The 533-nt window shown below is 59.7% G+C and carries 1 protein-coding gene; it reads left to right on the top strand.

What is annotated here, in order from left to right; genetic code table 11:
• Window positions 1-261 precede the first annotated feature (261 nt).
• The coding region (locus tag PGW49_RS10410; RefSeq protein ID WP_270226455.1) for a hypothetical protein at window positions 262-533 on the top strand (272 nt) is incomplete at its 3' end.

Genomic DNA, 533 nt, shown 5'->3' with positions numbered 1-533 from the left:
TGGACGCCGGGCCTACTCGCTTCGGTTCGGGCGCTACACCAACTTTCTCGACACTACCTTATGGACTATCGGAACCATTTATCAAACAACATCATCAGAAACGTGAAGGGCGAATTCGGAAGCTGATTCTCCCTTTCACCGGCTGGCAAAACGATTTACACCTAATTGTGGACATTGCCCACGCGATTTCTCTTTTCCCCCGCTTTGATCCGGCTAAACTGATAACTGCTGCTACCAGGGCATTTTCTGGTGCACATTCTATTGGCTCCTGCGAAGATCGGAGCGGGTATGTTTGCCGCCGAGTCCCACACCAGCCGTCATCACATCGCGATCGCTGCCATGGCCTGCCTATGCGTCTTGCTGGGCGGGCCTTCTTGTGCCGCGGGCGCGGAGAGCCTCATCATCGCGGGCGCGACGTACTACGAGCCGGGCGCGTCGGGCCCCGGCTGGGCCTGGACCGATGCCGGCCACCTTGAGCTTGACGGCTACGCGGGCGAGGCCATCGGCGCCGAAGGCGACCTGGTGCTGACGCT

This window comes from Collinsella aerofaciens (assembly GCF_027679495.1).
GTDB classification, from domain to species: Bacteria; Actinomycetota; Coriobacteriia; order Coriobacteriales; family Coriobacteriaceae; genus Collinsella; species Collinsella aerofaciens_AK.
The sequence above is the reverse complement of the archived record's forward strand: the minus strand, read 5'-3'. Positions and strand labels throughout refer to the sequence as shown.